The sequence below is a fragment of the Desulfotomaculum sp. 1211_IL3151 genome, assembly GCF_036763075.1.
Taxonomy (GTDB): Bacteria; Bacillota; Desulfotomaculia; order Desulfotomaculales; family Desulfotomaculaceae; genus Desulfotomaculum.
In genome coordinates, this window is sequence record NZ_JBAIYV010000062.1 from 12910 (window position 1) to 38995 (window position 26086).

Annotated in this window: 23 protein-coding genes; 5 read left to right on the forward strand and 18 right to left on the reverse strand. The window is 45.0% G+C overall.

Annotation, left to right across the window (positions count from 1 at the left end; all coding sequences use genetic code 11):
* Positions 1–3: 3 nt before the first annotated feature.
* The 4 genes from V6C11_RS17080 to V6C11_RS17095 form a co-directional block, all read right to left on the reverse strand.
* Positions 4–1191: an ABC transporter permease gene (locus tag V6C11_RS17080; protein WP_333532399.1), complete on the reverse strand. Its 1188-nt coding sequence runs from the start codon at positions 1189–1191 to the stop codon at positions 4–6.
* On the reverse strand, positions 1181–1894 hold the full coding sequence (locus tag V6C11_RS17085) for an ABC transporter ATP-binding protein (protein ID WP_333532400.1): 714 nt from the start codon (positions 1892–1894) through the stop codon (positions 1181–1183). Before V6C11_RS17085 ends, V6C11_RS17080 begins: the two co-directional genes overlap by 11 nt.
* Positions 1878–3167: an efflux RND transporter periplasmic adaptor subunit gene (locus V6C11_RS17090; protein ID WP_333532401.1), complete on the reverse strand. Its 1290-nt coding sequence runs from the start codon at positions 3165–3167 to the stop codon at positions 1878–1880. The genes V6C11_RS17085 and V6C11_RS17090 overlap by 17 nt, the downstream gene beginning before the upstream one ends.
* 167 nt (positions 3168–3334) lie before the next feature.
* A complete protein-coding gene (locus tag V6C11_RS17095; RefSeq protein WP_333532402.1) occupies positions 3335–4003 on the reverse strand; it encodes a DVU0298 family protein in 669 nt (222 codons plus the stop codon).
* A gap of 326 nt (positions 4004–4329) precedes the next feature.
* Here V6C11_RS17095 and speE point away from each other — a divergent pair, with 326 nt between their 5' ends.
* Positions 4330–5157, forward strand: a complete 828-nt coding sequence (gene speE, locus V6C11_RS17100) for a polyamine aminopropyltransferase (RefSeq protein WP_333532403.1) — start codon at positions 4330–4332, stop codon at positions 5155–5157.
* A gap of 37 nt (positions 5158–5194) precedes the next feature.
* Here the strand turns inward: speE and V6C11_RS17105 are convergent, their stop codons facing one another.
* The 7 genes from V6C11_RS17105 to V6C11_RS17135 form a co-directional block, all read right to left on the reverse strand.
* Entirely contained in the window at positions 5195–5902 is a 708-nt protein-coding gene (locus tag V6C11_RS17105) for an ABC transporter ATP-binding protein (RefSeq protein WP_333532527.1), read from the reverse strand.
* Entirely contained in the window at positions 5895–6680 is a 786-nt protein-coding gene (locus tag V6C11_RS17110) for an ABC transporter ATP-binding protein (protein WP_333532404.1), read from the reverse strand. The genes V6C11_RS17105 and V6C11_RS17110 overlap by 8 nt, the downstream gene beginning before the upstream one ends.
* Positions 6673–7743: a branched-chain amino acid ABC transporter permease gene (locus V6C11_RS17115; protein WP_333532405.1), complete on the reverse strand. Its 1071-nt coding sequence runs from the start codon at positions 7741–7743 to the stop codon at positions 6673–6675. The genes V6C11_RS17110 and V6C11_RS17115 overlap by 8 nt, the downstream gene beginning before the upstream one ends.
* A 2-nt stretch (positions 7744–7745) precedes the next feature.
* A complete protein-coding gene (locus tag V6C11_RS17120) occupies positions 7746–8639 on the reverse strand; it encodes a branched-chain amino acid ABC transporter permease (RefSeq protein ID WP_333532407.1) in 894 nt (297 codons plus the stop codon).
* A gap of 126 nt (positions 8640–8765) precedes the next feature.
* Positions 8766–9944: an ABC transporter substrate-binding protein gene (locus tag V6C11_RS17125; protein WP_333532408.1), complete on the reverse strand. Its 1179-nt coding sequence runs from the start codon at positions 9942–9944 to the stop codon at positions 8766–8768.
* Positions 9945–10273: 329 nt separating this feature from the next.
* Positions 10274–11113, reverse strand: coding sequence for a hypothetical protein (locus V6C11_RS17130; RefSeq protein ID WP_333532409.1), 840 nt, complete (start codon positions 11111–11113; stop codon positions 10274–10276).
* Positions 11114–11324: 211 nt separating this feature from the next.
* Positions 11325–11516, reverse strand: coding sequence for a 4Fe-4S binding protein (locus V6C11_RS17135; protein WP_333532410.1), 192 nt, complete (start codon positions 11514–11516; stop codon positions 11325–11327).
* A gap of 301 nt (positions 11517–11817) precedes the next feature.
* On the opposite strand from V6C11_RS17135, the gene hcp (V6C11_RS17140) reads away from it, so the two are divergent.
* The 3 genes from hcp (V6C11_RS17140) (at position 11818) to hcp (V6C11_RS17150) (ending at position 15862) form a co-directional block, all read left to right on the forward strand.
* Positions 11818–13119 carry a hydroxylamine reductase gene (hcp, locus tag V6C11_RS17140; RefSeq protein WP_333532528.1) on the forward strand — a complete coding sequence of 434 codons (1302 nt, stop codon included), beginning with the start codon at positions 11818–11820 and terminating at the stop codon, positions 13117–13119.
* Positions 13120–13260: 141 nt separating this feature from the next.
* Positions 13261–14403, forward strand: coding sequence for a THUMP domain-containing class I SAM-dependent RNA methyltransferase (locus V6C11_RS17145; protein ID WP_333532411.1), 1143 nt, complete (start codon positions 13261–13263; stop codon positions 14401–14403).
* Positions 14404–14521: 118 nt separating this feature from the next.
* Positions 14522–15862, forward strand: a complete 1341-nt coding sequence (gene hcp, locus V6C11_RS17150; protein WP_333532412.1) for a hydroxylamine reductase — start codon at positions 14522–14524, stop codon at positions 15860–15862.
* Between the two features lie 221 nt (positions 15863–16083).
* Here the strand turns inward: hcp (V6C11_RS17150) and V6C11_RS17155 are convergent, their stop codons facing one another.
* Genes V6C11_RS17155 through V6C11_RS17165 form a run of 3 tightly spaced genes read right to left on the reverse strand, consistent with a single transcriptional unit; the run spans position 16084 to position 18009 of the window.
* The gene (locus tag V6C11_RS17155) at positions 16084–16236 is read right to left on the reverse strand and encodes a rubredoxin (RefSeq protein WP_333532413.1); all 153 of its coding nucleotides are present in this window, start codon (positions 16234–16236) and stop codon (positions 16084–16086) included.
* Between the two features lie 38 nt (positions 16237–16274).
* On the reverse strand, positions 16275–16796 hold the full coding sequence (locus V6C11_RS17160; RefSeq protein ID WP_333532414.1) for a ferritin family protein: 522 nt from the start codon (positions 16794–16796) through the stop codon (positions 16275–16277).
* 13 nt (positions 16797–16809) lie between these two features.
* Entirely contained in the window at positions 16810–18009 is a 1200-nt protein-coding gene (locus tag V6C11_RS17165; protein WP_333532415.1) for an anaerobic nitric oxide reductase flavorubredoxin, read from the reverse strand.
* A gap of 261 nt (positions 18010–18270) precedes the next feature.
* On the opposite strand from V6C11_RS17165, the gene V6C11_RS17170 reads away from it, so the two are divergent.
* Positions 18271–18846, forward strand: coding sequence for an HPP family protein (locus V6C11_RS17170; protein ID WP_442886091.1), 576 nt, complete (start codon positions 18271–18273; stop codon positions 18844–18846).
* Between the two features lie 117 nt (positions 18847–18963).
* Here the strand turns inward: V6C11_RS17170 and V6C11_RS17175 are convergent, their stop codons facing one another.
* The 4 genes from V6C11_RS17175 to V6C11_RS17190 form a co-directional block, all read right to left on the reverse strand.
* Positions 18964–20307 carry an acetyl-CoA hydrolase/transferase family protein gene (locus tag V6C11_RS17175; protein WP_333532417.1) on the reverse strand — a complete coding sequence of 448 codons (1344 nt, stop codon included), beginning with the start codon at positions 20305–20307 and terminating at the stop codon, positions 18964–18966.
* A 190-nt stretch (positions 20308–20497) separates the two neighbouring features.
* Complete coding sequence (locus V6C11_RS17180) at positions 20498–22258, reverse strand: acyl-CoA dehydrogenase family protein (RefSeq protein WP_333532418.1); 1761 nt, start codon at positions 22256–22258, stop codon at positions 20498–20500.
* A 56-nt stretch (positions 22259–22314) separates the two neighbouring features.
* The gene (locus tag V6C11_RS17185) at positions 22315–23493 is read right to left on the reverse strand and encodes an acetyl-CoA C-acyltransferase (RefSeq protein ID WP_333532419.1); all 1179 of its coding nucleotides are present in this window, start codon (positions 23491–23493) and stop codon (positions 22315–22317) included.
* An 11-nt stretch (positions 23494–23504) separates the two neighbouring features.
* Positions 23505–25928: a 3-hydroxyacyl-CoA dehydrogenase/enoyl-CoA hydratase family protein gene (locus V6C11_RS17190; RefSeq protein ID WP_333532420.1), complete on the reverse strand. Its 2424-nt coding sequence runs from the start codon at positions 25926–25928 to the stop codon at positions 23505–23507.
* Between the last annotated feature and the right edge of the window lie 158 nt (positions 25929–26086).

The following is a 26086-nucleotide window of genomic DNA, read 5'->3' on the forward strand; positions in this document are numbered from 1 at the left end:
TAATTACTCCCTGCGTAATGCCACAATCGGATCTAGCCGTGAAGCTTTATTGGCAGGATAAAGACCAAAGAACACGCCAATCAAGGCTGAGAACAGGAAAGCAGCGAGCACTACCCACCAGGAAACCAGTGGCGGCAGCTTAAGTACCAAAGCTACCAGCAGCGCACCTCCGTAACCAACTAGAATACCAATCAGTCCGCCAACGGCACATAGGACAATGGCTTCGATCAAAAATTGCAATAATATATCCTTCCGTTGGGCACCCAGGGCCATGCGTATGCCGATTTCTCTCGTTCTTTCAGTAACCGATACCAGCATGATATTCATGACCCCGATGCCTCCCACCAGCAGGGAAATGCCCGCAATACAACCGATCACCAAACCAATAATACCAGTAACCTTGCCTACTGTTTGCATCTCTTGTTCCATACTATACAAGGCATAATGATCCGGGGCATTATGCCGCCGCTCCAGTATCAGCTTGACCCGATCCATTGCTTGGTAGACCTCTTCTCTGCTGGCAGCACTGCCCATCAGGGAACTAACATATTCCCAGCGGGTGCCCCCGGGCGTGGCTGATATCGGTACGTAGGCATAGTTATCCGGGTTCATACCGGGAATAGCCGATTCTGCTTTTTTTATCACCCCAATAACCACAAAAGCACTACCTTGCAGGATCACTGGCTGCCCCACCGGGTTTTCTACATCAAAGATTTCATTTGCCAGCATCTCGTCTAAAACCACAACCCTTTTACCTACTGCATCATCCTCTTCACTAAAGAACCTGCCATATAAAATCTCTATATTTCGGATCCCCTTGTAATCGGCTGTGGTACCAATGATACGCGTGGTCTTTTTACCTGTTTTAGCCCTTACCTCACCTCGGTCGTACTTAACCGGTGCTAAGTACTTCACTTCCGGTGCCAGCTTTTTAATTACCGCCACATCCTGCTTGGTAAACTCAACTGGCCGGACAACCTCTCCCTCCCGATAGTTAGGATAGACCTGAAATAGATTGGTACCAAAACTCTCCATTTCAGTCATGATCATTGCTTTGCCGGCTTCACCAATGGCAATTACCGAAATAACCGCAGCAATGCCCACCACAATGCCTAAGGTGGTTAAAAAGGTCCGTAGTTTATTGTTGCGCAGGCCTTCCAGCCCAACTAAAATAAATTCCTTAAGGTTCATAACTCACCTCTGCTGCAGAGGCATGCTCGGGTACCTCTTCATCACTAATTAATAATCCATCCTTAAAACGCAGAATCCGTTTAGCATGCCTGGCAATGTCCGGTTCGTGGGTAACCAAAACAATCGTTGTTCCTTCTTGGTGAAGTTCTTTAAAAATCCCCATGATTTCCTCACCGGTCTTCGTGTCCAGGGCACCCGTTGGTTCATCCGCCATAATAACCGCCGGGCTATTGACAATGGCCCTGGCAATGGCCACCCGTTGGTTTTGTCCCCCGGAAAGTTCATTCGGGCGATGTTGCAAACGTTCTCCCAAGCCCACCCTTTCTAAGGCAAAGCTGGCCCTCCGCCGTCGTTCTTCAGGCTTTACCCCGGCATAAAGCATGGGTAATTCTACATTCTTAAGTGCGGAAAGAGCCGGTATCAAATTAAAGGCTTGAAAAACAAAACCTAGCTTTTGGTTGCGAAGTCTGGCCAATTCATTTGTGTCCAGTGCCGAGACCTGGCGTCCCTCCAGCCAGTATGAGCCCTCGGAAGGGCTGTCCAATAGGCCCAGCAGATTCATAAAGGTTGATTTGCCTGATCCCGACGGTCCCATTACGGCCACAAACTCACCCTTCCCGATGGTTAAGGTCACATCCTTGAGGGCCTCCACAGCAATAGAGCCAGTCCTGTATACTTTTCTTAAATTATTTACCTTTATCATTTTTTACTCCCGTGACAACCCTTAGGCCATCTTTTAAAGCTGGTGACGGACTAAGAACAATTTCTTCCCCCTCTTTTAATCCGTTAACTACGATGTCATACAATTCATTGCCTCTTTCGGTTTTAACCCTTTGCTTCTTTACAACCCCATCCTTCACTACAAAGACATACTTTTCCCCATTTTGGCTTACCAATGCCTCAAAGGGTAAAGCGATTACTCTTTTCCCCTCCATGGTTACGATACTGATGTCTACTGTATAACCCGGTTTAAGACCGGTTGTTTCTCCCTTTACTTGTATCGTTACTGGTACATATGTATTGCCGCTGCCACCGGTACCATTATCTGGGATCGCTATTCCAGCCACCCTGGTAACCTCCCCGCTAAATTCTTTACCGGGCAAAGATGTACAGGTGATGGTTACAGGTTGTCCAACCTTAAGGGTTCCAGCATCGATTTCGTTAACGTTGGCATTAACCTCCAGCTTACTATCACTGCCAACCTCCAGCAACCGTGTACCCTCTAGGACACGGTTTCCCTTCTCTTTTCCTACAAAAAGCACCACACCATCCTGCTGTACAATAAAGTTAGCTAAATCCAAACGTTCCTTAGCTTGGGCCACTTCCTGCTGCCCCAGGGCCACCTGGGCTGCCAGGGAAGAGATTTCCTTGTCCGTGGCCCCCTGTTGCACCCTAAGCAAAATTTCTTGGTAATCCGTCTCTGCCCGGGCAAAGGACACCTTAGCCTGTTCCAATTCTGTTATAGCCACAGCCCCTTCATGATATAGCTTGGTAATTCTATCAAGGTCATTTTTTGCTTTCTCATGGGCAACTTTGCTATAGTCCAAGTTTAGTTGGTCATTACTGCCTTTAGCCCTGGCCAGCTGTGCCTCTAAACCAGCCAGCCGGGACAGGGCCTGTTGGTAAAGTCGTCCCAATTCCTGGGTATCAAGACGCCCTAAGACATCACCCTTTTTAACTCTATCCCCAACTTTTACCGAAAGCTCCATTAAAGTACTGTCCACCGGTGTGAAAAACTCTTGTTTTTCCGCAGCCTCCAATTTCCCCGTAGCCATCACACTTTGTTCAATATCTTTCTTTTCTACTTTGGCTGTTTGTACCACCACTCCTCCCTTGCCGAGGCTTTGCAGCACCGTCAAGCCAATAATAGAAAATAAAATAACGACCCCCAATAGCCATTTTAGCCAGCGGGGAAGTCCCCTGAAACGTAACTGCATTTTTTTGAACCTGCTTAACTCATTCTTCTCTACTTCCAACAAGCTTCCCCCCAAAAGTTTTCTCTTTATTTATGACGTATTGAGTCGACTAATTATTACACTAAATCTTAGTTTTTTTGAAATAAAATAAGAAACACGATGTCAGCCACAGTTCAAGCAAGCATAAACTCCGAATACAAATACAAACCCGGCGTGAAACACCGGGTTTAAGTCGGTTTGTATGATTCACCGCTAATACTATGAATTGCGACCTGTGCCAAATCTCCTAGCTTAACATTAGCAAGCTCATTTCCTTGATAAACCTCAATTTCCCGGTGGTCCTTTAATAAACCCTGCAAAGTCGGCAGTGCTTCCTTGGCAGTTGGCCCTATTTGCCCTAAGGACCTTGCTGCATATCCCCTTACTTCTGGTCTCGGATGTAAGAGAAAGTCCTTAAGCAACGGTATAAATTCCTGTACCAAATCCGGTCGCAGGGAACCAACCCGCCCCAGGGTCCAGGCAATGCCCCGGTGAAAAATTTCCTCCTCGGAGGCATTTACTACAATGGAAATAAACTCCCTATATTCCTCCGGATTCCTCCGGATAATCTCACCGATGGCTTCCGGGGAACTCCAACCAGTGGTACCAGACTCATCATTCATGGACCACAGCAGCCTTCGAATAACCTCCCGCACTGCCTCAGGATTTTGCTGCTGCAGAGCTTGGGTTATGCAGCCTAAACCTTCAATGGCACGCCATCTGGTCAATCCATAGGGATGATATAGTAATCGAAACAAATACCGCAGTATTCCCGGACTCTCAAGGGCCTTGGCTACCAGTTCCTGATAGCGCCCTTCTTTTAATAAATGATTAACCTCTTCCCTTATGTTAGACATCACATCACCCCGTTATTTTATTAGGGATGACGTTATTTTATCATTTAAATGCCTACTTGGGTATTATTTATACTTTTGTAATATTTTTGTAATTAAACCGTGAGATCTATCCGGTAAAATTATGTTAGACAACTACCCTCCTCTGAACGGTCCTCTTTGAGGACCCTTTTTTTGGGCACCATTTTGTCTCTACCTGTCTGTGTCCGAAGGCTCTCCTGTAGCCTTTTAAAATAGCCCCATTCATGCTATAATGTTAATCGTGTTTTTCTGAATATTCATTAGAGAGGTGACGAATGACCAGGAGAGTTAATTAAGGAGGTATTGCAATGCTAGACTTTTGGTTTACCGAACAGCACACAGACAGCTATAAGGTATCTTGGCGAGTGAATAACATTTTACATGCAGAGAAATCCCGCTATCAGGAAATTGCCGTCATTGAATCACCGGAATTAGGACGTGCCCTGCTGCTGGATAACATTGTACAAACCACAACCCGGTTTGAGTTTATCTATCATGAAATGATTGCTCATATTCCCCTGATGATTCACCCAGAACCGAAGCAGGTGATGATTATTGGTGGTGGGGACGGCGGGGCGGTACGGGAAATTCTCAAACACCCATCCGTAGAAACGGTTGACCTCATCGAAATAGACGAGCGTGTCATAGAAGTAAGTAAAAAATGGCTGCCAGAAATCAGCCAGGCCCTGTCTTCGCATAAGGTTAACATTATGACCGTGGACGGTTTAAAATTTGTTAAACAATGTGCTGCCTGTTATGATGTTATCCTGGTGGACTGTACGGACCCCAGTGGTCCCTCTATGAATCTGTTTGCCAAGGAATTTTATCAGGACATTTTTAAGGCTTTAAAAGACGATGGCGTATTTGTTTCCCAAACTGGTTCACCCAGCTTTAGCACTCACTACCGTCAGGCAGTCCAAAATATCATGCAAGTGTTCCCATTGGCACGGCCATACTTAACCTGTGAACCCACCTATATTGCCGGTTTCTGGAGCTTTACAGTTGGTTCCAAGAAATATCAATTGGACAATATTAATCCGCAACGGATGTTAAAAATAGAATCAAAATATTACACCCCCGAAGTTCACAAAGCCGCTTTTGTTTTGCCTAAATATATTGAAAAAATTCTTGAATAAAATGAATGCGACAGGGAAACCGCCCCTGTCGCATTTTTTATGCTTTGCCTAAATATGCTCGTTTTACCTCATCATTGTCTGCCAATTCCTTACCGGGACCTTGCAGCACAATATTTCCTGTTTCCAATACATAACCATAGTCTGCGGCTTTTAAGGCCGCGGTGGCGTTTTGTTCAATTAATAGGATGGTCATCCCATCGTTATAGATATCTTTGATAATCCGAAACACTTCTTTTACAAGCAAAGGTGCTAAACCTAGGGAAGGTTCATCCATCATTAAAAGAGCCGGCCGAGACATGAGGGCTCTGCCAATGGCCAACATTTGCTGCTCCCCTCCGGAAAGTGTGCCCGCTGCCTGCCATTCCCTTTCCTTGAGTCGGGGAAACATTTCATAGATTTTCTGGATGTCCTTCTTGATGCCATCTTTGTCCTTCCGGGAAAAGGCTCCCATATTTATATTTTCTAACACCGTAAGGTTGGCAAAAATACGCCGTCCTTCCGGTACCAGGGTAATACCTTTCTTGACGATCTCTGCTGTCTTCGTTTTTGTGATATCTTCTCCCCGAAAGCTAATTTTACCCTGGGCCGCTGGTACTAGGTTGCTGATTGCCCTGAGGGTGGTACTTTTACCGGCACCATTTGCACCAACCAAGGTAACAATTTTATTCTCCGGTACTTCCAGGGTAATACCCTTTAGTGCATGGATACCACCGTAGTATACATGTAAGTCCTCAATTTTAAGCACTTTCATCCACCGCCCCAAGATAAGCTTCGATAACCTGCTGATTATTCTGGATCTCTGTTGGTGTTCCCTGGGCAATGGGTTCGCCGTGGTCTAATACCACAATATGCTCGCAAATGCCCATAACAACCTCCATATGGTGTTCAATCATTAAGACCGTAAGATTAAATTGATCTCGAATCTTCGCAATAAAATCCATTAGTTCCAGAGATTCTTGGGGGTTCATCCCGGCCGCAGGTTCATCCAGCAGAATCATTTTAGGTTGAGTAGCCATCGCTCGGGCAATCTCCAACCGCCGCTGCTTGCCATAGGGTAGGGAAGTGGCCTGTTCATGGGCTAGATCGGCCAGTTGAACCTGATCCAGTAAATCCATGCATTCCTCAATGTGTTTCTTGCGGGATCTGGTATACCTGGGTAAGGCAAAAATAGCTTCGAGCCAATTGGCCTTGAGCCTAACATGCTTACTTAGCAGCACATTTTCCAACACCGTCATACTCGAGAAGAGCCGGATGTTTTGGAAGGTTCGAGCAATGCCTAATTCGGTAATCTTGTTGGGTTTAAGACCTGTAATATCGTTACCATCAAATACGATGCGTCCCGAGGTGGGCTTGTACACACCGGTAATCATATTAAAAGCAGTGGTTTTGCCAGCCCCGTTGGGTCCAATTAAGCCAACGATTTGCTTGGGAGCTACCTTTAAAGCCAGGTTGGAAACCGCCCTGAGCCCACCAAATTGCATCGTAATATTATCTGTAGCTAAAAGTGACTGGGTGTTAGCCATTTGCCCCAACCCCCTTTCCTTTGTCGGGTTTAACGCCAAGCTTGTTCAGAATCCAATCCCAGTTAAATTCCCTGGTTCCCATCAGACCCTGGCGGTAGAAGAGGATAACCATCAGCAGCAGCAGTGAGAAGATTACCATACGCATTCCCGGAATGCCTGGTATGACCAACCCAAAGAGGTTCATGGGCTGCTCCACAAAACGCAATACTTCCATCATAATCGTTATCACTAAGCCGGCGATAACAGACCCGGTTAGGCTGCCTAAGCCGCCCAAGACGATAATAAGCAGGATTTGGAAGGTAAATAAGAACCTAAACATCGTGGGGTCAATGGAGGTAATTAAGTGACCCATCAGTGCCCCCGCTACCCCGGCAAAAAAAGCTCCCACGGTAAAGGATAATAATTTGTGCCTAAAAACATCAATACCCATCGCTTCAGCAGCGATTTCATTATCCCGGATGGCCTTGAAGGCGTAGCCCCAACTACTATTAATCAGTTGTTTTAAAACCAGGATGGTGATGATAGCAACACCCCAGTAAAGGTACATACTTTTAATGGAAGGAATATTCTTCAGTCCCAGGGAACCATTGGTAATTGTAATGGTATTGGTCACAATAATCCGGATAATCTCACCGAACCCTAGCGTGGCGATGGCCAAATAGTCATCCCGCAGACGTAAGGCCGGGAACCCGATCAGAAAACCAAAAAATGACGCCACCAAACCCGCCATAAAAATTGCCGGCAGAACAGGCCAGTGTATATTGGCCAGGGCAGGTACAATGGGTTCCATAAAATAAATCATTTCTTTACTTTCCGGTGACATGGTTAAAATGGCAGAAACATAGGCTCCCACACACATGAAACCGGCATGTCCCAAGGAAAACATACCAGTAAACCCAAGTACCAGGTTCATACTGGCACCTAAAATAACAAAAATAGCAGCCAAGTTAAGTACCCTGGCTTTAAAATTGTCTAAGTAACTCTCTGCAAAAAAGAGTGAAACACAGCATACGATAATTAAGCCGATGGTTAAAAGTGTTTTTAATCTCTGTCGATTGTCCATGTCTACACCTTCTCCACTACATTTTCACCCAGAATGCCGGTGGGTTTGAACAACAAAATAAAGATTAAAAGTATGAAGGCAAAGGCATCGCGATAGCCGGAAAGTTCAGGCATGAGGGCCACTAGGAAAACTTCTCCCATGCCAAGGATAAATCCGCCAAGCATAGCCCCTGGGATATTTCCTATCCCCCCCATAACCGCCGCAATAAAACACTTTAAACCGGGGAACACGCCCATCAGAGGATCAATCTGGGGATACTGCAGACTCCACATGATCCCCCCCACTGCAGCTAAACTAGAACCAACCACAAAGGTAGTACTTATTACTTTATTTACATCAACAGCCATTAAACTTGCTGCCTCAAAGTCTCTGGAAACAGCTCGCATGGCTGTACCTGTCTTGGTTTTGTTGACCATATAGGTTACTGCCACCAGCAGTAGAATGGTTACTACGGGAATAATGACCGTCAAGGACAGGAAGGAAATGCCACCTATATTAATGTTCCAAACAATATCCTCCGGACGAGGAAAAGATTTGGGTCTGGCACCGATAGCCACAATTCCTAGGTTCTCTAATAAAAATGATACACCAATAGCAGAGATCAAAACAGAAATTCTGGGAGCATTGCGCAACGGACGGTATGCTATTTTCTCAATACTAACTCCCAAAAAGGCTGTAATCATAATAGCAATTGCAAAGGAAGCCCACCAGGGCAGAGCAAAAATCATAATGCCATAAAAAGCACCATAGGCTGCCACCATTAATAGATCGGCATGGGCAAAGTTAATTAAACGCAGGATGCCGTAAACCATTGTATAGCCAATGGCAATTAGTGCATACAAACTTCCCAAAGAAATGCCGTTTGCTAAACTTTGTAGTAATAGTTCTCCGGTCATGATATAACCCCTTCCAAAAAAAGCTAGTAATGACTCTTTGGGTACAAATTCCAGCATGTAAATAAGAATACCAACTCCCCACCTGCTGAGCAGGTGGGGAGTCGTGTAGCATAAATTATCCCCTACTTATTTAGGGTCAACCTTTCCTTCATACACAAACTGGCCATCTGCCACTTTCTTAATGATAGCCGTCTTCGTGGCATCACCATGTTCATCCAAAGAAATAATACCAGTTGCACCTTGGAAATCCTTGGTTGCAGCCAGTGCATCGCGGATAGCCTTAGGATCATCCGAGTTGGCCTTGGTAATAGCATCAAGAGCTAGGATATAGGTATCAAACCCAAGGGCTCCGAAGGCGTTGACCTGCTTGTCGGGGAAGGCCTTTGTATATTCTTCCATAAACTTCTGGGACATTTCAGTTACAGGTTGAGTAGAGTCAAAGTGAGTACTGAAATAAATATCCTTGGTGGTTTTAACTTGATCTAGGAACTCCTGTGCCTCCCAAGTATCACCACCCAGAATGGGTACGGTAATACCAAGTTCGCGGGCCTTTTGTACTAGAATACCAGACTCAAGGAAGTTACCAGGGGCAAAAATAACATCGGGATTTTTGGTCTTAATAGAGGTTAATTGGGAAGAAAAGTCTTTGTCACCGGTATTGTAGTTGACTTTGGCTACAATGGCGTTTTCATCACCAGTCAGTTGTTTAAAGGACTTTTCAAAGTAGTTGTTAAGGCCTACCGAGTAGTCTTGCTGAACGTCCTGAATGATCGCCGCTGTTTTCGCACCTAATGTTCCAACTGCATAGTTCGCCATTACAGTGCCCTGGAAGGGATCAATAAAGCAAACCCGGAAGTAATAGTCATTACCAAGGGTCACTGCAGGGTTCGTGGGGGAGCAACCAATCACAGGAATGCCTGCATCATTCGCAATCGGACCACCAGCCATGGAAAGGGAGCTACCATAACTACCAATGATTACATTAACCTTGTCCTTGCTTACGAGTCTTTCAACGGCGTTAGCAGCTTCTTGCTTTTCACTCTTGTTATCTACGATAAATAATTCTACCTTCTTACCTAATACTTCCGGGAACAACTGGTTAGCCAGTTTAATACCTTCAACAGTCATTTCTCCGCCGGCGGCGTTGGTACCGGTTAAGGGTTCATAAACACCGATTTTAATTACATCAGAAGATTCAGTATTCTCGGCGGCATCCTTTTTCTCCGCACCGCCGCCACATCCTGCCAGGACTAATGCTGCAACTAGCAGGAGGGAAACAATTGTAAAATACCTCTTTTTAAACATAAGACTCCTTCTACCTCCCCCAAAAATGTATGGGATAATCGTCCCCTAAAAAACGGGTACATCTCCCTATAGGGTATACTATTATGTTTTTAGTCAATAATCAATTTGGTTTTTGTCCATATAAATAATTTTTTAGCAATTTTTATTTATTTCTAACTATTTCTTTCCTGTAGCTAACTTTTTCATGGACAAGTGTAGTTTGACAATGGACAACTTTACCTGTCATTTTTTGTTTAGTTTTTTGTTCAAAAAAGACTGCGACCAGGGGGACGGTTCCTCCGGTCGCAGTCTTTTTTTTGACCGGAGGAACCGTCCCCCTGGTCGCATAATTACTTTCCTAGGCCAAAAAATTTACCGATACTGCTGGTAAAGCCAGACCCTGTTTTTTTCTTACTTTTATCCCTTTTGCCATTCTTATTATTCTCCCGTGCCATTTTAACAACCGCCCATTTGGTATCCTTTATTTCTTCACTTAACTGCTCTAATTTTTTCCCCACAGATTCCAGTTTTTCCGTGGTTCCTTGATTAAGCTCTGATAATTCCGTCATATTTGGCATCATGTCCTTGATTTCGTTAACCGCTTTAACCGTATCGTCACTAACCTTTTGAGGCATGGTAATTAGTACGTCAACCACCCTCTCCATCTTAAAGGACATTTCTTTTAATGTTTCCAAATGTTCAATGGCCATGGTGTTAAACTTTAAAGCATTTCTATCCGCTTGTTCTTCCATGTGTTGTATAAATTTTTGTTCAAAGTTGTTTAAATAAGTGGTTAAAGAGTTTATCAATCCTGCCGCTGTTTCTTCTTCTATTTTTAAAATAATCTCTTTACCTGGTTCATCAACTGGGGTATCCAATACCTGTTTTTTACTGTTACTTTTCACTAGGCTAAGTCTTTTTTTGTTAATATCCTTAACCTCCGCTTCACAGGTATTTTCCTTTGCTGCAGCTATTTCTGCCTGAGCCAATTCCTGCCCCCGGGATTCAGCTTCCATTGCATCTTTAATGGCCAGTAATTCCTCAAGTCGCAATAAATATGTCGGGCCACTGGGACTTTTTCTATCCAATTCTACATGTTTAAATAATCCCTGGCTGAACCATTTACTTACCATACTGATTGGCACCCCTAAGATTTCAGCTCCTTCAGCGAATGTTACTTTCTTTCCCAATGTAAGGCACCCCTTCTTATGATTTGTCTTGCTAAATTATACCAGTAAATTTTTAACAATTGTAGCATTTAATTCCGACAACAAATCTTAGGGGCTGTCATCATTTGAGTTTTAAAAACAGGTTTTCTATTCGGATTCCCTATGTTTTACATAAAGTTCAATAAAAGTATATAAAAAAATAAAAACCGCCTAGGGCGGTTTTTATTTTTAATTACATTTCGGTAATGGTGTAGCACTCGTTGGGGCAGGTAGCTACGCAGGTTTCACAGCCCATGCACTCATCAGGCTCGCCGGTAATATCGGCTTTACCATCATCCAGCATTCCAAGAATACCAGCGGGACAAGCGTCAGCGCAAGCACCACAGCCATCACACTTATCTCTGTCGATAGATACAACGTACATAGTTTTTAGTTCCTCCCTCTACTTTTTGATACCCATTCATCAATTAGTTGGGTTAATTTAATTATGCTTGAACCCTTGTCCAGTTTCAATATCTAAATTGATTTTTTTAATGTTTTTAATAATTTTATCTTGATCTAGAGAACAAGACTGTTTTTTACATCTGTATAGGTTCGAAAGATTCGAGAATAATAAAAAAAAATAATTGAGGTGATATCATTTGACAGGTTTTTTTGATCGGCTGCTAGGAAAAGAAAAACCCGAAGCCAAGCCCCAGGTTGAAAAGGAAGGAAAAGTTAATAAGATGCATTGTCATCAATGTGAATATGCACCTCCCGGGGGCTGTACTCAGGTAGGTGTTTGTGGCAAAGACCCTGCTATCGCCAGCCTCCAAGACACAATTATTTTAGGTTTAAAGGGAGTGGCTGCCTATGCTGTACATGCAAGGGAACTCGGTCACGACGATCCCGATGTCAATGCCATTACCCACGAAGCTTTATTTTTAACCTTAACCAACTCTAATTTTCACTTACAGGATCATATTGATATGTGCCTGAGGGTTGGTACAGCCTGTGTTAAGGTCATGGATTTGTTGGATCAAGCCCATACTGCAGAGCTGGGTATCCCCAAACCAGTTAAGATTAGCAATAACAAGGTAGAGGGTCATTGCATCTTAGTCACCGGACATGATCTACTGGCCCTTAAGCAACTATTAAAACAAACCGAGGGCAAAGGCATTAATATTTACACCCACTCCGAAATGCTGCCTGCCCATGGGTATCCAGAATTACACAAATTCGCTCATCTAAAGGGGAATGTGGGTAAGGCTTGGTATGACCAACGGGAGGTTTTTGAAAAATTCCCTGGTGCTATTTTGGTAACGACCAACTGTGTGATGCCCATACGCAATAAAACCTACGGCGATCGGATGTTTACTTATTTGGTTGCCGGTGTGGAAGGTGCCCAAAAAATTAAAGACCGGGATTTTACTCCTCTGATTGAGAAAGCCCTTTCCTTACCGAAAGCTACTATCGATTCTCAGGAAACCTTGCTCACAGGGTTCCATCACCAGAACGTCCTGCCGATGGCTCCCCTAATTGTAGATGCAGTAAAAGCCGGCAAGATCCGTCGTTTCTTCGTGGTCGCCGGTTGTGATGCACCCACCAAGGGGAGGGACTACTTCCGTGAGCTGGTTACGTCTATTCCTAAAGATTGTGTCATCATCACCACTTCCTGTGGTAAATTCAGATTTAATGACGTTGAATACGGGAATATTGAAGGAACGGATATTCCTCGTTATTTGGATTTAGGCCAGTGCAACAACTCTGTTTCTTCTGTTCACATTGCCCAGGCCCTGGCGGAGGCCTTTGATTGTACCGTCAATGATTTACCCCTTAGCATTGTTTTATCCTGGTTCGAGCAAAAGGCTGTGGCCATTCTGCTGGGTCTGCTGAGCCTGAATGTACAGAATATCACCATTGGCCCCAAACTGCCTGAATTCCTCAATCCCACAGTGGTTGAAGTACTGCAGAAGAACTTTGGGCTAACTCTAATTAGCGGCGACCCCCAAGCAGACTTAGCCAGAATGTTAGGAGAAACTAAATAAATACCAGGGGAGGTGGCCTTCATGCCACCTCTTCTTTGTACTGGGAAAGTATATCAAGCTTCCGGAATAGAAAAACTTGATAAAACATCGCCTGACGTGGTAAATTAACCCTTAATGGATAAAGATGTATAAGGAGTCACTATGGCAAAAAAAATTGAATTGATTGCAACCGCCACCTTTGGTTTAGAATCGGTGGTGGCTCACGAAGTAAAAAAGCTAGGTTATGATGTAATGGTGGAGAATGGTCGCATCACCTTTTTTGGTGACGAAATGGCCATTTGCCGCACAAACCTCTGGTTACGCTCGGCTGATCGAGTTTTGGTCAAGATGGGAGAATTCAAAGCCACTTCCTTTGAAGAACTTTTCCAACAAACCAAGGCCCTGCCCTGGCCCGATTGGCTGCCTGAAAATGCCAATTTCCCGGTGGAAGGAAAATCAATAAAATCTCAGCTGCACAGTGTGCCTGATTGTCAGGCCATTGTCAAAAAGGCCATCGTGGAAAAGATGAAACAAACCTATAAAAAGGATTGGTTTGAGGAAACCGGTCCCCGCTATACCATCGAGGTGGCTTTGCTGAAAGATGTTGCCACCATCACCATTGATACCAGCGGCGCAGGCTTACATAAAAGGGGTTATCGCAAATTATCCGCCCAAGCACCCTTAAAGGAGACCTTGGCTGCGGGTCTACTCTCCATTGCCCGTTGGTATCCAGACCGTACCCTCCTGGACCCCTTCTGTGGTTCGGGAACCATCCCTATTGAAGCAGCACTAATTGGACATAATATTGCCCCAGGTATTGGGAGAAACTTTGCAGCGGAGGAATGGCCCATCCTACCAAAGGAAATCTGGCAAGCCGCCCGTAAAGAGGCCCTAGAATCAGAGATACGGGATGCTAAGTTACGGATCTATGGTACGGATATTGATGATGAGGTTCTAAGCCTGGCACGCTACCACGCAAAACAAGCTAATGTGGAAGATTCTATTCACTTTCAGCGGGTACCCGTTGCCAATGTTCGGTCCAAACAAAAATATGGCTTTATTATTACCAACCCACCCTATGGTCAAAGATTAGGAGAACTAGCAGAAGTTAGAAAACTAACCGAAGAATTAGGCAAAACCTATCCTACCTTGGAAAACTGGTCTTGTTTTGTTATCTCTGCCTTTGACCAGTTTGAACATTACTTTGGTAAAAAAGCAGATAAAAAGCGTAAGCTTTACAATGGCCGGGTAGAATGCAACTACTACCAATACCTCGGCCCACGTCCGCCACGACCGAAACTGTGATCAATATCACAGCTTTGTCATGACACCAATCACATCCTCCTACCATTGTTTTCGGTATGATTACTGCAGAAAACAAAAGCGACGAAGGTCGTTAACCAATAAAAGGAGGAATTCTAATATGTTTTGCTATCAGTGTGAACAAACTCCCAAAGGCGGTTGCACTAAAATCGGTGTATGTGGTAAAGATGAAAATATTGCAAGCTTACAGGATACCATTATTTTTGCTCTCAAAGGCGTAGCAGCCTACGCTACCCACGCGAAGGAACTTGGTTATGCAGACCCGGAAGTGGACGCTATTACCCAGGAGGCTCTCTACTCTACCTTAACGAACGTTAACTTTAACCTGACAGAAACCATCAACATGGCTATGAAAGTAGGTACCGCTACCGTTAAGGTAATGGATTTGCTGGACAAAGCCCACCTGGATAACCTGGGAATTCCCTCCCCTGTTGCTGTTACTTCAGACAAAGTGGAAGGTAAATGCATCATCGTTACTGGCCATAATCTTTTAGCTTTAAAAGAATTGCTTAAGCAAACAGAAGGCAAAGGCATTAACATCTATACCCACTCTGAAATGCTGCCTGCCCATGGTTACCCTGAATTAAAGAAATTCAGCCATCTAAAAGGCAATGTAGGAAAAGCTTGGTTTGATCAAAGGCAGGTATTTGAAGCTTTCCCAGGTGCTATCCTGGCCACCACCAACTGTGTCATGCCAATTCGCAAAGATGCAACCTATGGCGATCGTATGTTTTCCTTCGGTGTTACTGGTTTGGAAGGCGTACAGAAAATAGAGGATCTGGACTTTACCCCGGTCATCGAGAAAGCCCTTGCTCTGCCTGGTGCCCCAACAGATGGTCTCTGGAAGAAAATCGTCGGCAAATTAAACGGCTCTAACGAAGAAGTTAAAACCCTGACCACTGGTTTCCATCACTTAAACGTATTGCCTTTGGCTCCTCAGATTGTGGAAGCTGTAAAGGCTGGTAAAATCAAACGTTTCTTCGTTATTGCAGGCTGTGACTCCCCTACCAAGGGCAGGGATTACTTCAGGGAACTGGCTTTGGCTATTCCCAAGGACTGTGTCATCTTGACCACTTCCTGCGGTAAATTCAGATTCAATGATATTGATTTTGGCACCATCGAAGGTACGGGCATTCCCCGCTTCCTAGACCTAGGGCAATGCAACAACTCCGGTTCTGCCGTAAAAATCGCCCTGGCCCTGGCTGAAGCCTTCAACTGCGGTGTGAATGATCTTCCTTTAACCATTGTTCTATCCTGGTTCGAACAAAAAGCAGTTGCCATTCTGTTAGGTCTGTTTAGTCTGGGTGTTAACAACATGTATATCGGGCCAAAGGCTCCTGAGTTTCTGACCCCTGGTGTTGTAGAAGTTCTGCAAAAGACCTTTAATTTACAACTGATTAGCGGAGATGCACAGGCTGATCTAACTAAGATGTTGGGTTAATATTAAGGGAGTGCCGCAAATAGCGGCACTTCTTTTTTGTTCCACTACACTAAGAAATGCCTTGGTTTTTTAGGAAAGATAACCTTGTCCATTTCGCAAGGTGCTATCGATCCCCCGCTGATGCAATACCCCCTACAGCCTATGATACTGTTCGTGGGAAAAGAAAAGAGGCTGTTACACCGGAACCATTCGGTCCTTGTGCAACAGCCTCTGCCTATACTTTATTCTACTTCGGTAAAGGCATCTTTGCCTAAGCCGCATTCAGGGCATACCCAGTCTTCTGGTAAAGCCTCAAAGGCTGTGCCAGGTGCAATATCTCCTTCACCCTTGGCAGGGTCATAAATATACCCACATACACATTCATATTTAGACATCTTGTTCTCCTCCTATTTCCCTATATCCATTGCTAATCCTAGCTAACACCAGTATTACCAATTTTACGGTAATACTTACATCCTGTGGGACATAACTCATACATATAGTCCCTTAATTCCAAGAGATGTCGCTGTTCATTTTCTATTAAATGCAGCAAAATATTCTTAGCTTCCTTGGTTGCACATCGATTTAGAAGTTCATGATATAACAAAATACCATCTTTTTTCGCCTCAATCCCAATTTCCAAGGCATCCCGTGGCGTTAAGGCCCTAAATTCCTTGGTTTGATCATAGGGAAAACTCAGTTCATCCCCCAGGGCACATAGGTAACAATAGGTTTGCTCATCAAGGTTTATTTCCCCCTCATTGGCCTCTGCCCGGGCTACCTTTATCAGTGCTCGTCTCTCCTCATCTTCTTCCTCCGCCAGACGATGAAAAACTTCCTTAGCAATCGTATCCTCGGCTAATTCCTGCATCTTTCGGTAGTAACTGACACCCTTCTCACTGTTCTTAACCGCAAGATCAAAAATCATTGATAAATTTAGGCAATCAGAAGCCAATTTACTTCACCACCTACTGTATACTCCCATCGGATTTTATCTTCTCACCAAAGGCCTCCCCAAAGGCGATACATTCTTTTAACTCGTCTCCGGTGGGATCCCAGTTAATCTTTTTCCCATCTTGAACAAGTTCAAAGCCACTGTCCTTCAGCCAGCCTTCGATAATCTTTACCGATTCACCGCTCCATCCATAGGAACCAAAGGCAGCCGCCACCTTCTCCTTAAATTTTAAACCTTTAATCATTTCTAAAATAGACGCCATGGAAGACAATATCCCGTTGTTTATGGTGGAACTGCCTACAATAATTCCCTTTGAACGAAAGACTTCTGTAATGATGTCATTCTTATCATACTTGGCAGTATTGATGACCTTAGCCGGAACCCCTTTGTTTTCCAATCCCTTGGCTATTGCCAGGGCCATTTTCTTGGTTGCTCCCCACATGGTGTCATATAATATGGTCACAGAACCCTCATGGTAGTTATTGCACCACTTTTCATACTTCTCGACAATTTGCATGGGGTTATCACGCCAGATAATACCATGACTGGGTGCAATCATGTCGATCGGCAGGTTAAGGGCTTTTAATTCCTTAATCTTTGCCTTAACCAGTTTATTAAAGGGTGTGATGATATTGGCATAGTATTTTATTGCCTCGTAAAACAGCTCACCCTGATCTACCTGATCATTATAATAATGGGGTGATGCTAAATGCTGGCCAAAGGGATCATTGGATATTAAAAGATTAGCACCTTGAACATATGTCAGCATGGTATCGGGCCAGTGAAGCATGGGGGCCTCCACAAAAATTAGTTTATACTGGCCCAATTCAACACTGTCGCCGGTCTTTACGACATTGAAATTCCAGTTTTTGTGATAGCTCTTCTGCATCATTTCAGAGCCTTTTTTCGTACAATAAATGGGGATATCCGGTCTTCTCTCCAGCAGGTGTGCCAGACTCCCGGCATGGTCTACTTCGCAGTGATTGATCACAATTAAATCAATTTTATCAATACCGACCTTATGATCCAGCTCGTCCACAAATTCTTCATGAAAAGGGGTCCATACCGTATCAATGAGGGCTAATTTCTCATCTTTTATAAGATAAGAATTATACGAAGAACCCTTATGGGTAGAATACTCTTCGCCATGAAATCTTCTAAGCTCCCAATCTTTATAACCAACCCAGTAAATTTTCTCCTTAATTTGAAACATTCCATCCACCTCATTTTTGCTTAAACTAGTTATTATCATTCCCATGAATTAAAAACTTATCTATTATTAGGTTAATTTTTCTATTTTCTTAGTAATATTGAGTTAGCCCCATATTGGGTTTATAATAACAGGTAAAGTTTGCAGAATTATTACAAATATCTTAGGAAAAGATTACATTTTGACAATGTCAGGGGAAAGACATTGTTTCTGTGATAAATTTAACAGCTTTTATTGTACACCTCACTTACAATCGAATTGGAGGTGGTAAGTTTGGAAAAAACCAGATCCTTGGAAAATCATGTCCATTCTTCATCCCTTGAAGCTCTATCATCTTATTTCACTAAGATGCGGGGGGGAAACGCGCCAACCGTTAACAGCCTAAACCTGACCAATCATCTTTTTACCGCCCTGGGCAGTTTTCTTGGTGTTGGCCTTATTGCCTGGTTAAATTCCTTTTATGATATTGCTCTTTTGTTCCCATCCCTGGGTGCATCCGCTGTTCTTATCTTTGCAGCCTGTCAGGTACCCATGGCTCAACCGAGAAATGTTATTGGTGGTCACCTTGTTTCAGCAACCGCCGGCGTAATGGTATACCAATTCTTCGGTAATCAATGGTGGACCATTGCACTGGCTGTTACACTGGCAATCTTTGCCATGAACGTAACCAAAACCTTGCACCCACCCGGTGGAGCAACCGCATTTATCGCAGTATATACCGGCCAAAGTTTTAGCTACATACTCTCCCCGGTTGGACTAGGAGCCTTTCTTTTGGTGGTTATTGCAGTCATCGTTAACAATTTCTCAGCCAATCGAAAATACCCTGAATTTTGGTTGTAAAACCAAAGCTCAGGGTATTTTTCAGCATCATGAAACCTTTGCCATGAACATCGAACATAGTAGGGATTTGTAGGTACCGGATGCCTCTTCCTTAACCTTCCAATTACATCGTGGGGCTTACCTCTTATTGCTTCTTCGCCAGATGCCAACCTTTTCCGCTTCCTGGATCAACTCAGCCCGAAAATCCGGGTGGGCAATCGAGATCAGGGCCTCGGCTCGCTGCCAGGTTGTTTTTCCCTTCAATATCGCCTTGCCATATTCGGTTATTACATATTGAACAGCCGCCCGATGGGTAGTGGCAATTGAACCACTCGACAAATGGGGCTTGATCCGTGAAATATTCTTGCCACTTTTATCTCTGTAAGTGGAGGTAAGGCAAATAAAACTCTTACCGCCCTTTGAATTATAGGCACCTTCTATAAAATCCACCTGCCCGCCTGTGCCACTGATTTGCCGATTGCCGGATGTTTCTGAATTTACCTGCCCGAATAAATCGATTTCCACAGCGTTATTAATCGACACGACCCGATCATTTTGGGCGATGATATTGGGATTGTTCGTATAATTTACCGGGTATGCTGCACACAGCGGGTTATTATTAATAAAGTCATATAATCTTTGTGAGCCTAAAGCAAAGGTATAGACAATCTTACAGCGATCTACTTTCTTCTTGCGACCGGTTAATGCACCTGTTTCATACATATCCACAAAAGCATCCACCAACATTTCCGTGTGTACCCCAATATCTTTTAAATCCGATTCCGCTAACATTTTCCCCACTACATTTGGCATCCCACCAATGCCCAACTGAATACAGGCACCATCCTCTATTTCTTCCATCACATAGTTGGCAATGATACGATCTTCCTCTGAAAACGGAATCGTTGGCACCTGCTGCAGCGGCGTATTTTCACCTTCAACGAGATAATCCACCTCAGAAATATGGATTGCTTCCGAATTCCCCCCCAAGGCCCGAGGGATGTTTTGATTGATTTCTAAAATGACGATCTTAGCGTTTTCGCAACAAGCATAGGCATGGGAAACAGCTGGACCAAAGTTAAAATACCCGTGCTGATCCATCGGTGCAACCTGCAGCATCGCTACATCAATCCGACAATAGTTATTTAAATACCCGATCGCTTCCCTATAAAGCTGCGGGATGTAGGAACATAGCCCTTTGTCGGATAATTTGCGATCGATCACACTAAAATGCCAATTATTATAACAAAAATGTTCCCTGGTAGGATCGGTCTTTACGATCTCGGGCACGCCATAAACAGTACATACAGCCCGAACTTTTACATTCTGCAGCTCCTCCTTTCTCCGAGCCAACGCTCGATCCAATACGAGAGGACGACAAGCAAAGGAGCCCCATTCAACCCAGTCCCCGGATTTCACAACACCGACTGCCTGTTCAGGCGAAACCAGTTTACTTTTGTACATATCACCATACATGCTCATCCAAAATCAGCCCCCATTCATTTACTTCATTACCCAGGCTTTAATCGGACAATTTGCAAGAATATTCTATAAATTTTACTTAAATGTATCCTCTGACGGCGTTAACCGTAACTTTTGTACAGGTGAGTGAATTCGTGAGTCCTTCGACTCAGCGAATTCACTCACCTGGCTGAAAAACGACTGCGACCAGTTAAACTACATATTTGCCCGCTTCCAGTATCTTTTTAGCAAGATTTTGCCTGATCCCAAGTATATTGGCAAGCTGGTATTTACTCAGGCGTTTAACGATGCTCAGGTTTGTCCGCAGTTCTTCACCACCGTCAAACATATAGGCAATTGCTTGTTTGGCCCAAATCCCCAGCTTCGGGAAGGTATCATAAAGATAGGCCCTGGCCAGTTCAAGCTTCGTTTCGGCACCTGCTGCATCCTTCGCTAAAGCTTTCTGAGCCCGTAATAGGGCACTTTCCATGGCGTAGATTTCAATACACAGATTCGCCATTATTTCGATGATTTCTTGTTCCTTCGCCAGTTTTTTCATATATTTCTGGGTTGCTGAGCCACCTATTAAGAGGAATAGTTTCTTCGCCCGATCTACCATATCAAACTCTGCTTCAAGAGGGGCTTCCTCCCCTGTAGGGGCTTTCACTTGAAGTGACAGCAATTGACCGGCCAAGGCTTGAGCCGCTTGAAGCAAGGGCAGCTTCCCCTTCATGCCAAGACGCAGCAATGTGGCCGGAATAATCAGACGGTTTACTTCGTTGGTACCCTCAAAGATCCGATTTATCCTCGCATCCCGATACATCCTCTCAGCCGGGAATTCCTGGGTATAGCCGTAACCCCCGTAAATTTGCACGGTTTCATCTGTGACATAACCAAGACTCTCGGAACAATGAACCTTGGCAATGGAACACTCAACCGCATATTCCTCAATGGCGGCACCAATTTCCCGACCATTCCCTTTACCCTGTAAAGACTCCTCAATGTTGCCTACCAAACGATAGATTAAGCTTTCAGAGGCATAGGTTTTAGCAGCCATTTGGGCAAGTTTATTTTGAATCATACCAAACTTAGCAATGGGCATACCAAACTGCTGGCGTTCTAAGGCATATTTCGTTGCGTTAGCAATGGCTGCTTTGGCAGCACCAACACTACCCAAGCCCAGCTTGTAGCGGCCAATGTTCAAAATATTAAAGGCTATTACATGGCCCTTACCAATTTCACCAAGCAGGTTCTCAACCGGCACCCTGGCATCCTCAAAGATCAGCGAACAAGTTGAGGAACCTTTAATACCCAATTTCTTTTCCTCGGGACCAATGGAAAAGCCCGGCGTATCTTTATCCACAATAAAAGCTGTAAATTTTTCCCCGTCAATTTTAGCATAAACAATAAACACATCGGCAAAGGACGCATTGGTGATAAAAATTTTCTCCCCGTTCAGTACATAATATTGTCCGTCCTCCGTAAGAACCGCCTTTGTCTTGGCGGCTAAAGCATCCGAACCGGCCATCGGTTCGGTAAGGGCATAGGCGGCAATCTTTCTGCCCGTGGCAAGGTCGGGTAGATACTTGCTCTTTTGTTTTTCATTACCGAAAAGCACAATCGGCAATGAACCAATCCCGGTATGGGCAGAAAAGCTTACAGAAAAACTACCGGCAGAGGAGATGTATTCGGTGATGACGGCGGAGGTAATCTTACCCATTTCACCGCCTTCATATTCTTCCGGCACATCGGCGGCCAACAGGCCTAATTCACCTGCTTTAACAAGTAGGGATCTACTTAATCCTGCCCTTTGATGGTCTATTTCCTCCAGCTTCGGAATAATTTCATTTGCGGTAAAGTCAGCCACCATATTGGCAATCATATTTTGTTCATCCGAAAAGTCTTCCGGTATAAAGATCTTCTCTGGATCAATATTTTCAAGTAAATACATCGCTCCCTTTTGCAATTCCATCCTACGGACCCCCTTTGAATTTTCATATACCTGCACGGACTTTCGTTGTTGATCGATTAGTCAACTCTTTCAAATACACCCGCAGCTCCCATACCACCACCGATGCACATACTAACCACGCCGTAACGGGCCTGCTGACGCTTCATTTCATACAGAAGTTGGGTTGTTAACTTGGCCCCGGTACAACCCAGCGGGTGCCCCAAGGCAATGGCTCCACCGTTAACGTTAACCTTTGCCGTATCCAGTGCCAAATCTTTGATGCAGGCAAGGGCCTGGGCAGCGAAGGCTTCGTTTAATTCAAACAAATCCACCTGTTCTTTGGTAATTGCCGCCAGCCTTAGTGCCTTGGGAATGGCCACGGTTGGCCCAATGCCCATTAATTCCGGCGGACAGCCACCCACCGCATAGGAACGGAATATGGCCATGGGTTTAAGTCCCAGGGACTTGGCTTTGTCACTGCTCATAACCATGAGAGCGGCCGCCCCATCACTGGTTTGGGAGCTGTTCCCAGCCGTTACACTGCCACCCTGCTTAAAGGCCGGCTTTAATTTTGCCAGTCCTTCGATTTTTGTATCGGCCCGCACGCCTTCATCGATATCAAATACACTTTCTTTTACAATCAGCTTGCCCTTTGAGCGAGCCTTATCCTGAACCGTCAGGGGAACAATCTGATCGTTGAAGCGTCCCTCGGCAATCGCCCTGGCCGCTTTGGCATGACTAGCCACTGCAAAGCGATCCTGCTCTTCCCTGCTAATGTCGTATTTCTCTGCCACGTTTTCAGCCGTGTAGCCCATACCCATATAAGCTTCCGGATATGCTGCCAGCAGTTCCGGGTCCGGAGCAATCTTGTTGCCGCCCATCGGAACGGCACTCATACTCTCAACGCCGCCGCAAATATAAACATCTGCCAAGCCCGCCATAATTCGAGTGGCTGCAATCGCAATCGACTCCAAGCCGGAAGAACAATAGCGGTTAATGGTAAGAGCAGCAACATCGACGGGTAGACCGGCCTTTAAGATAAGTAATCTCGCCAGGTTCATGCCCTGCTCTGCTTCCGGAAAGGCACAGCCAATAACAGCATCATCAATCTCAGCCGGGTTAAGGCCGGGTGTTCTTTTGACCAATTCCTTTAATACTTCGGCCCCCATATATTCCGGGCGCGTATTTTTTAACCTGCCCCGTGGTGCCTTGCCTACGGCAGTACGCACGGCACTGACAATGACTGCCTCTCTCATTTTTCTCCCCCCTAGTTTCTTAGTGGTTTGTTAAACCTTAGCATATGTCTCATCCGGTCGAGGGTCTTAGGCTCGCCCAGCAAACTTAAAAATTCTTCCCTTTCCAGATCTAACAAATCCTGCTCCGTTACCTCTGTACCGGCTGTTACACCACCGCCGGTTAGAACATGGGCAATTTTTTTGGCAATCTTGGCATCATGTTCGGAGATCATGCGGCCCCAAAGCATGGAGTAAATGCCTAATTCGATGGCAGCATAACCGGCATCACCGAGAGCCTGCACCTTCTTGGGCTGTCTTGGCCTAAACCCGGCCGCTGCCATTTCCAGTACCATTCGTTTGGCATCCCCAATGACCCGCTCACGGTTGGTGCTAAAACGATCGTCCGACCGTAAATAGCCCAGTTTGATGGCCTCGGGACCGCTTGTCGACACCTTCGCCAGGGCAATATTTTCAAAGGCACGATTGAGCATGGGTTGGCTGCTGTTGGTACCGCCAGTCGGAATCTGACTCTTTGGTGTCGCCAGCTCAGCAGCCCGAAAAGCCATTTCCTTACAGCCACCCGCCCCGGGAATGAGACCAACACCTACTTCCACCAGTCCGATATAGGCTTCCGCAGCGGTGTTAACCCGGTGTGCATGCAGCACGACCTCACAGCCACCACCCAGGGCCATCCCGTGCGGGGCAGCTACCACCGGCTTATGGCAATACTTCAAACGCATATTGGCTTGCTGGAATAAATGCACCATCATCCCCAGGTCTTCGTATTCTTCTTCCTCAGCCTCCATTAGAATAAAAAATAGGTTTGCTCCAACCGAGAAATTCTTGCCATCGTTACCAATAACGAGACCCTCATAGTTTTTCTCCACTTCGGCTACGGAGTAATTGATCATGGCTAAAATATCATCACCGATGGCATTGGCCTTGCTATGAAATTCCAGACAAACCACGCCATCACCAATATCAATCAAGCTGGCACCCTTATTGGCTTTAATAACCTTATTTTGTTCTTTGAGCGATTTCAGGAAATAAACCCCCGGCGGGATCTCTTCCTGCACATCCTCCTTGGTGTTACGATCAAAGTAATAGCGGTTACTATCCTTCCGGCTGTAGAAACTGGTCCTGCCAGATGCCAATAAATCTTCAACCACCTGTGGCACGCTGATCCCCTCTGCTTTAATGCGTTCGGCAACCTCCTTAACACCAAGGGCATCCCATATTTCAAAGGGACCATAATCCCAGTTAAAGCCCCATCTCAGAGCCTTATCGATGGACTGGATATCCTCGGCAATTTCACCCAACAGGTTGGCTGCATAAACCAGGGTGTCCCTTTGCACACGCCAAGCAAATTGTGCTCCCTTGTCCTTGCCGAACAGCAAGGCCTTCATTTGCTCAATTGGTTTTCCTGCCATTTTGGCCGCCTTAAGGGAGTCAAAGGCAACCTTTTCTTTGGGCCTATACTGCAAGGTTAGGTAATCAAAGACCAAGGTTTCACGACCTTTATCCGTCTTAACCCTTTTATAAAAACCCTGCTTGGTCTTATCACCCAATAAGCCCTGTTCTATCATTTTCCCTAGAAACTCAGGCGTTTCAAAAACGGACTTTTCACTTGGCTCTACCGCAACGTCATAGACGTTTTTTGCCACATGTACCATGACATCCAAACCAACCATATCCAAGGTACGGAAGGACGCGCTCTTGGGGCGGCAAAGGGCTTGACCCGTTAGGCTGTCTACCTCTTCAATGGTCAGGCCAAATTCCACCATGGCATTGATAACCGAGTACATGCTATGAACACCAATGCGGTTGGCAATAAAATTTGGGGTGTCTTTACAGATAACAACGCCCTTACCCAAGACACGTTCACAAAACTCTGCCATAAAACCCATGATTTCCGTTAACGTTTCATCATTCGGAATGAGTTCCAGTAATTTCATATACCGGGGAGGATTAAAGAAATGTGTCCCTAGGAAATGCTCCTTGCATTCCTGTGACATGCCCTCACAAATCCGGTTGATGGATATGCCGGAAGTGTTCGTGGATACAATTGACCCAGGTTTCCGGTGGGCTTCGACCTTCTTAAATAAACTTTGTTTAATATCAAGCCTTTCAACAACTACCTCAATAATCCAATCACACTCCGCCAGTACATTCAGGTGATCCTCAAAATTACCCGGCGTAATCAATGCTGCATTTTCCGGTACATAAAGGGCTGCGGGTCTTGACTTTAGCAAACCCTTTAAGCCATTGACAGCAAAACGATTTCTTACCTGGGAGCTTGCCAACGTAAGCCCATTTTTTTCCTCCTCCGGCGTAAGGTTATTTGGTACAATGTCAAGCAAATATGTGGGGATACCCACATTGGCCAAATGTGCAGCAATGGTTGCCCCCATTACACCGGCACCAAGTACTGCGGCCTTGTTAATGCTGCGCTTCATCCTCTTGTTCCCCCTTTGACCTTCATATTTGTTTATTTACAAAGGTGATATAAACGCTACTGTTTAGACCATCGGCAACGTCATCGTTGATAATCAAATACCCTCCCCTCCTGATTGAATGGATGGTCCATTAGCTTGTATGACAATCCTTAATCGCA